This window comes from Ruegeria sp. BG6 (assembly GCF_056538465.1).
Genome location: NZ_JBQFTB010000002.1, coordinates 445,639 through 453,393, shown reverse-complemented (window position 1 = coordinate 453,393; position 7,755 = coordinate 445,639). Strand labels below are relative to the sequence as shown.

The window sequence follows — 7,755 nt, the reverse complement described above, 5'->3', positions numbered from 1 at the left end:
ATGCCCTTGCTGAACAAGTTCAGCGCTCAGCCGCGACCCGATAAAACCCGCGCCCCCCGTGATCAGAATCTTCATTAAGCTATCCACCATGTCTACAGATGGCGCGTCACTAGTTCATTAATACTTCGATTGCAATCGGGGCGCGCATTGCAGCCTGCCGTTCTGCCACGGTGGTTGCAGTATATCTGGCATGTCCCGAGGGGTTTGTTTTTGAGGTTCGAAACCGCTGTTCGCCACCGGTTCTTCTCGCTCTGTTCTACCCTCGCCTAACACGCCTTGGACCCAACAGGGTCAAACACCGCGCTCTAAGGTGTCGTATTCTTATGGCTCTCCCGAGGCGCGGCCACGTATCGGGCACCATCAGACGATCAGCTCGATCAAGAATGGACCGAGTCTTGCGAAACTGGCCTGCATCAGATCGCCAAGCTGGTCCAGATCGGTGGCCACTGCGGCCTCGACCCCCATGCCGTTGGCCAGATTGACCCAGTTCAGATCCGGTTTGCCAAGGTCCAGCATGTCCATCGCCGTAGGGCCCGGCGTTGCACCCACATTGCCGTATTCACCGATCAATATCTGGTACTTGCGGTTCGAGATGATGATCGTCGTGCAGGGCAGCCCTTCGCGCGCCTGTGTCCAGAGCGACTGAAGCGAATACATCGCCGAGCCGTCGGCCTGCAAGCTGATCACCCGGCGTTCACCTTTCGCCGCGATGGCGGCCCCGGTGGCCACCGGCAGACCATCGCCAATGGCCCCGCCGGCCAGATGCAGCCAGTCATGGGCCGGGGCCGCGAAGGTGTGCGGATAGAAAGCCCGTCCATATGACACGCTTTCATCCGAAATGATCGCATTCTCGGGCATCAAAGCGGCAACTGCCTGCGCCAGACCTTCCGGGCTGCAAGCGCCCGAAGGGGCCTCGGGTCGAGGGCCAGGATCAGGGATCGCGACGGCGGGCGCGTTCAGTTCATCCACCAGTGCCTGAAGCGCGGCTTCGGCGTCCTGGTCCGGGCGCGACAGACGAATGAAACGTGCGTCGTCGGCATATTGGGTCGAGGATTTCCCCGGATACGCAAAAAACCCCACCGGAGGTTTGGCACCGACCAGAATGATGGTCTTGAAATTCGCAAGCGTTTCGCGCGCCAGGTCGGTGTCATAGGGCACCCGCACCAACGGCAGACGCCCGCGTCCCCGCGCCAGATGCGGCGTGACGAAATCTGCCATCAGCGCCGCGCCGGTCGCCTGCGCCACCCGCCAGGCCAGGCTCTGCGCCGGGGTCAGCACACCGTGGCCTGCCAGCAGGATCAGGATGTTTTCCTCATCCCTCAGGGCGCGCGCGGCCTGAGCGACAGCCGCGGGGTCGATCCGGGCCGGGGGTGGAACCGGCAGCGGCTGGGCAACCTTGCCGCCCTCATCCCAGCTGGCATCCGAAGGCAGGATCAGTGTGGCGATCTGCCCCGGCATAGTTTTTGCCGCCTGAATGGCACGGGCCGCATCGGCCCCAACCTGATCGGATCGCGAACTGGTATGCACCCAGTTCGACACCGTGCGCGCCATACTGTCCGTGTCGGCCTGCAACGGAGCATCGTGCCTGGCATGATAGGTGGCCTGATCGCCCACGATATTGACTATCCCCGACCGCGCCCTGCGGGCGTTATGCAGGTTGCCCATTCCATTGGCCAATCCCGGACCGCAATGCAGCAAGGTCGAGGCTGGCTTGCGCGCTATCCGGTAATAGCCGTCTGCCATGCCAGTGACGACGTTCTCCTGCAGGCCAAGAACGCAGTGCATCCCCGGGATCTGATCCAGAGCCGCCACGAAATGCATCTCGCTGGTGCCGGGATTGGCAAAACAAGTGTCCACACCCGCCCCTAGAAGTGTTCTGACCAGGCTTTCTGCACCATTCATTCTCGCTCTCACCGTTCGAAAAGTCTCGCCTGCACATCAGCCTAGCGGCCTCAGCGGCCGATCAGAACCCGTTATGTGCCTTCAGTAATGCCTTTCCTAACTCCTGAACATGACAGCTTGTCGCCTGGACCGGCAGAGCACGATGAAGAGAAAACCGGCGTGATCGTCGCAAGGTATCTCGACGCCCGCCTTTGATGATCACGATTATTCAGTCTTGCTTGCCTTCGGTTTCATCAACCCATTCTGCACGGGGATTGGCCCCCACTTCCTCCAGTTTCTTCAAAACTTCGGCTTTCCAGCCTGCCTTGATGTTGAGCGCGAGCTGTGACGCCGGTCGGTGGTCAGGCTGAAGGATCGCGTATTCATATCTGAGCGGGTTTTCGAACGGCAAAAACGCAACCTTCCCCTGAGACAGCCCCAGTTCACGTTCGGTGGCAAAGGTCAGCGGATCAACGATTGTGCAACACTGACCCGAACTTACAAAGGGGATCAACGGAAGAAAGTACTGGCAGGTGACCGTCGGTTTGTAGTTTGCAGATTCGTCCTGAAACTCTTGCCGGATCTTACGCTGGAACGGATGGGTTTCGTGCAACCCGCCCATGGGGATCCCGTCCAGATCAGAAATCGTTATGCTTTTCCGGGACGCCAGAGGGTGCGCGCTGTCTATGGCGCAAAAACAGTCAGCCCGGATGAGTTCGGCTGAATATTGCGGTTTTCTGCCGGCAGAGTGTTCAAAATCAGCGAAACCAAAATCGATATTCTGGGTGCCTGCAAGCTCCATGATCTGGGGCGAACTGCGTGTGGACAGCGTGATGCGTATATTGGGGTTTTCCCCGACCGACTGGCTGATGAACCGCGGGAACAGAAACGCCGAAGGTCCGGGCATTGTGGCGATGTTCAAACTGCCGGAATGCCCTTTGATCAGCCCTTCCATGGTACTGGAAATCGTCGAAAGCCGATCCAAGATACCCGTAGTTTCCGCCAGAAGGTAATGCGCTTCCGGAACCGGCACCAGACGCCGCCCTTTGCGTTCGAACAACGTAAGACCCAAGTTCTTTTCAAGGTTCTTCAATGCCAAGCTGATCGCTGGTTGCGTGCGGTTCAGTTTTTTTGCCGTCTGAGAGATGGAACCGGTTTCCATCACTTCGCGAAATACGGTCAGTTGGGTAAGATTCATGTGAATTATATAAGCCAAATTTAAGTTTTGTGAAATATAACAAATTTGTATTTATGTGAATTCCCTCTACGCTGGCGGGATCAAATTTCGGGCAAACCGAATCCGATGATCCACAACTTGGAGGAAACGATGAGACTATCGAAATGCCTGGCAGGCATCGCTCTGGCTGGCGCGCTGGCCGCACCGGCGCTGGCACAGGACCCGACCTTTTTCCGCATCGGTACCGGCGGGGCTGGCGGAACCTACTTCCCCATCGGCGGCACAATCGCAAACGGGATTTCTGCCCCTCCGGGTACGCGCCCGTGTGAAGAAGGCGGCCAGTGCGGCGTGCCCGGTCTGATCGCGATTGCGCAATCCACCACTGCGTCTGTCTTTAACAATGCGGCCGTTCAAAACGGCGAGTTGGAGGCCGGTCTGGCCGCCGCCGACGTCACGCGCTCGATGTATCTCGGTGAGGGCAAATTCGAAGGCAAACCGCATCCTAACCTGCGCATCGTTGCTAATCTGTTCCCGGAAGACCTGCATCTGGTGCTGCCTGCCGGTCAGACCATCAACGACCTGAGCGATCTGGAAGGCAAGCGTGTTGGTATCGCGCAGGCGGGTTCGGGCACTCAGGTGGCCGTTCTGCAGATGCTGGACGCCTGGGGCGTCAACCGCGACAACATGGACGAGGCCGAGCTGAACAACAGCCAGAGTGCTGAACGTCTGGCCGACGGTCAGCTGGACGCCTATTTCTATGCTGCGGGTTGGCCGGTCGCCGCGATGGTTCAGCTGTCCTCGACCAAAGGCATGAACCTGCATTCCTTCGCGGACGAGGATCTGGCAAAGATCAACGAGATCATCCCGGCCTATATCCCCTCGGCCATTCCGGGCGGCGTGTATGAAGGCATCGACGCCGAGACCAAAACCCCTGCGGTCAGCGCGATGCTGGTTGTATCCTCGGACCTGTCTGAAGATCTGGTCTATCAACTGACCAAGGCCCTGTGGAACGACAACACCCGCAAGCTGCTGGACAACGGCCATGCCAAAGGCAAGCAGATCACACCCGACACGGCGCTGGACGGTGTCGAGGCGCTGGGTGTTCCGCTGCATCCAGGCGCTGAGAAGTTCTACAAAGAAGCCGGGCTTCTTCAGTAATCCGATCTCAGGAAACACAATCATCCGGTGCCCCGCTTGGGGCACCGGGTTCTCGAACTACGCGCAATCAGGGGGCCATCATGTCCGAGACACAGAAACTTGATGACCACGAGCTGACAGCCGAGGAACTGGCTGCCATCGAAGAACAATTCGACGAAGGCGCCGCCGTCCGGCAGGTTACGCCGACGACCGGCAAGGTTCTGCGTGTCGTTGCCCTGATCTTTGCATTCTATGAATTCTTCACGGCCGGGTTCGGCCTTCCAGCTGATCACTGGCACATGGGCATCTACCTGGCCCTGCTGTTCATTCTGGTCTACGCGACAATCCCGATTATCGGGGCCAAAAGCCTCTATGCGCTTAAAGTAAGCCGGTTCCGCATCGGCAACATCCCACTCTACGACCTGGTCTTCATGGCGCTGGGGATCATCGCTGCGCTGTATGTCGGACTCGCATGGCGCGGCATTCCGTTTCTCGGGATCGAGGAACAGACGTTCCGCATGGGCAACCCCAACACGTACGACGTGATTTTGGGCGTAATCATCATCCTGCTGGTTCTGGACATCGCGCGCCGTACTTTGGGCTGGGTGCTGCCGCTGATCATCTGTGTCTTTATCTCATATGCACTGCTTGGGCCTTATTTCCCTGGTCTGCTTCAGCACCCCGGTGTGAACTTCAAAACCTTCGTGTCGTCGATGTACTTCCCACAGGAAGGTATCTACGGCGTCACCCTTTGGGTTGTTTCGACCATCGTGTTCCATTTCGTGCTGTTTGGCGTCATTGCCCAGCGCACAGGGCTGGGACAGCTTTTCATCGACAACGCAACCATTTTGGCGGGCCGTTATACCGGCGGTCCGGCAAAAGTGTCGGTGGTATCCTCGGCGTTCTTCGGCACGATTTCGGGTTCTTCGGTGGCCAACACCGTTTCGACCGGCGCGCTGACAATTCCCAACATGAAGCGCCTGGGATACCCCGGCCATTTTGCAGGCGGGGTCGAGGCCGCGTCCTCGGCCGGTGGCCAGATCACTCCGCCGATCATGGGGGCGGCCGCCTTTATCATGGCCGAGTTCCTCGAGGTTCCCTACACCACCATCGTGATCGCGGCGATCTTCCCGGCCATCCTGCACTATGTCGGCGTCTTTGCCGTCGTGCACCTGATGGCACGCAAGCTGAACCTGAAGGGTCTGGCGAAAGAGCAACTGCCGCAGCTCAAGGCTGTCTGGACCGAAGGATGGGCCAATATCGTGCCCCTGATCGGACTGCTGGTGGTGCTGTTCACGGGCTACACGCCGTTCATGTCCGCCTTTTGCGGTATCTCGCTTGCCGTGATCGCGGGCATGTCGCGCCTGAAGCAACCTCCGACACTGATCTATGCAGCGGCGTTCCTTGCTTTCGTGCTTTGGAAGTTCTCGGAAGGTGGCTTCGATCTAACCATGACGGCTATTCTTTGCGGCCTGTCAATGATCGCTACACTTAACCCCCAGAAACGGATCGAAGTGCCCGAGATGCTGGCCGCGGTCGAACTGGGCGTGAAATACTCGCTGGCCGTGGGGGCCGCTGCCGCCGCTGTCGGAATCGTGGTGGGTGTCATCAATACCACCGGCATCGGGTTCCGCATCGGTTTCATGGTGACGCAGGGCGCGGGCAACCTGGCGGCGGATCTGTACAACATGATCTCGTTCGGCAGTTTCCAACTGTTTGCTATGGAAGACCTGCAGCTGTTCATCTCGCTGGTGTTCATCGCCATCGTCTGCATCCTGATGGGCGCAGGCATCCCGACCACAGCGTTATACATCATGCTGGTTTCGGTCGCACAGCCCGCGCTGGCGCAATTGGGCGTGCCGCCCATCGCCAGCCACCTGTTCGTGCTATACTACGGTGTGGTGTCCGAGATCACGCCGCCGGTCTGCACCTCGGCCTATGCGGCCGCGGCCATTGCCAATTCCAACCCGTTCCGAACCGGGCTGTCCGCCTTTACGCTTGGGCTTGGCAAAGTCATCGCGCCCATGGCCTTTGTCTATGCACCGGTTCTGCTGTTCGTGTCGTCAACCGGGTTCAATCTGTGGGAGTTCACGTACACTGCCGCCAGCTGCATTGCAGGGGTCATCGCCCTGTCCGCCGCGGTGGTGGGATATTGGCTAAAACCTCTGAACATTGCCTCACGCGTCTTGATGACATTGGCAGGCGTTATCTTTGTCGCGCCCAGCCTGACCGCTGATCTGATCGCGCTGGCCGTGGCCTCACCGGTCATTGTCACCCAGATGATCACCCGCGACCGCAGTCATTCCCCGGCATAACAACATGGCGAAAGAAGTCACCATCATCGGCGCTGGCATCGTCGGCATCTGTTGCGCGTTGTCCCTGCAGGAGCGCGGCATTCCCGTCCGGCTTTTGGACAGAAGCGAACCGGGGCAGGAAACCTCGTTCGGAAACGCAGGCGTTGTCTCTCCGTGGTCGATCATTCCACAGGCCGTTCCGGGGATCTGGAAAAAGCTTCCGGCAATGCTGCTGAACCCAAAAAGCGCGCTGTCTGTCCGGCTTTCGTTTTGGCCAAAGATGGTTCCCTGGGGTATGCGCTTTCTGGGTAACTCCGGCGAAAAGACGGTGCGTGAGATCTCGGATGCGATGGAGCTGTTGTGCCGTCCTTCCATTGATCTGTACCGGCGGCATCTGCAGGGCACCGGTCACGAGGATCTGATCACCGACAGCTTCTATGTCCACGCGTTCCGCCATCCGGAACAGGCTAATCTGGATGGGCTGGACTACCTCATTCGGCGGGAAAAGGGCGGCGACCTCGACCGCATCGATGGCGTAGAATTGCGGCGTATCGAACCTGCGCTGAGCCGTGATTTCAAGGCTGCCATTGTGATCAAGGGTCAGGCACGCGTCACATCTCCGGGACGGTTGGCTGCGGTTCTGGCCGACAAGGCCCGAATGCAGGGCGCAGAAATCGTCCAAACCGAGCTAAAAGGGCTGAGCCGTGCGCAGGATGGCGGCTGGCAGCTTGCCACCGCGCAAGGGCTCCTTCATTCCGACAAAGTCGTTCTGGCCGCCGGGGTCTGGTCAGCCGAAATCCTGAAACCCCTTGGCTTGTCGATCCCGCTGGTCGCCGAGCGCGGATATCATGTCGAGTTTCCAACGCCTTCCGCCAGCCTGAACAATTCGGTCATGGATGTGGACGCAAAAGTTGTCGCAAGCTCGATGCAGGGTGGCCTTCGTGTCGCGGGAACAGCCGAGTTCGCAAGCGTCGACGCGCCTGCCGATCCGGGAAAGGAAAAGACACTGACCGCGCAAGCCAAGTCCATAGTTCCGGACCTTGATACAAGCGGCGCAAGGTTCTGGATGGGGCGGCGTCCGTCCTTTCCGGACAGCCTTCCCGCAATCGGACCTTTGAACGGAAAAGATGGTCTCTACACGGCGTTTGGCCATTCCCACTATGGGTTGATGATGGCACCGAAAACCGGCGAGCTTGTGGCCGACATCATCTCCGACCGCAGCCCAAATATCGACTTGGACCCGTTTTCACTGGCCCGGTTTTGAAC

6 protein-coding genes are annotated in these 7,755 nt (G+C 59.0%); 3 read left to right on the top strand and 3 right to left on the bottom strand.

Features of this window, described 5'->3' with window-relative positions; translation table 11 throughout:
• The 3 genes from ACR0JW_RS06960 to ACR0JW_RS06950 form a co-directional block, all read right to left on the bottom strand.
• On the bottom strand, positions 1-75 hold a 75-nt coding region (locus tag ACR0JW_RS06960), incomplete at its 3' end, for an NAD-dependent epimerase/dehydratase family protein (RefSeq protein ID WP_480713740.1).
• A 285-nt stretch (positions 76-360) separates the two neighbouring features.
• A complete protein-coding gene (locus ACR0JW_RS06955; RefSeq protein WP_170824725.1) occupies positions 361-1,902 on the bottom strand; it encodes an acetolactate synthase large subunit in 1,542 nt (513 codons plus the stop codon).
• 208 nt (positions 1,903-2,110) lie between these two features.
• Positions 2,111-3,079, bottom strand: a complete 969-nt coding sequence (locus tag ACR0JW_RS06950; protein ID WP_170682687.1) for a LysR family transcriptional regulator — start codon at positions 3,077-3,079, stop codon at positions 2,111-2,113.
• A gap of 129 nt (positions 3,080-3,208) precedes the next feature.
• On the opposite strand from ACR0JW_RS06950, the gene ACR0JW_RS06945 reads away from it, so the two are divergent.
• The 3 genes from ACR0JW_RS06945 (at position 3,209) to ACR0JW_RS06935 (ending at position 7,753) form a co-directional block, all read left to right on the top strand.
• A complete protein-coding gene (locus ACR0JW_RS06945; protein WP_170682686.1) occupies positions 3,209-4,216 on the top strand; it encodes a TAXI family TRAP transporter solute-binding subunit in 1,008 nt (335 codons plus the stop codon).
• 80 nt (positions 4,217-4,296) lie between these two features.
• The gene (locus ACR0JW_RS06940; protein WP_170824726.1) at positions 4,297-6,510 is read left to right on the top strand and encodes a TRAP transporter fused permease subunit; all 2,214 of its coding nucleotides are present in this window, start codon (positions 4,297-4,299) and stop codon (positions 6,508-6,510) included.
• 4 nt (positions 6,511-6,514) lie between these two features.
• Positions 6,515-7,753 (top strand): NAD(P)/FAD-dependent oxidoreductase, encoded by a 1,239-nt coding sequence (locus ACR0JW_RS06935; RefSeq protein WP_170682684.1) that lies wholly within the window; start codon positions 6,515-6,517, stop codon positions 7,751-7,753.
• Positions 7,754-7,755: the final 2 nt, after the last annotated feature.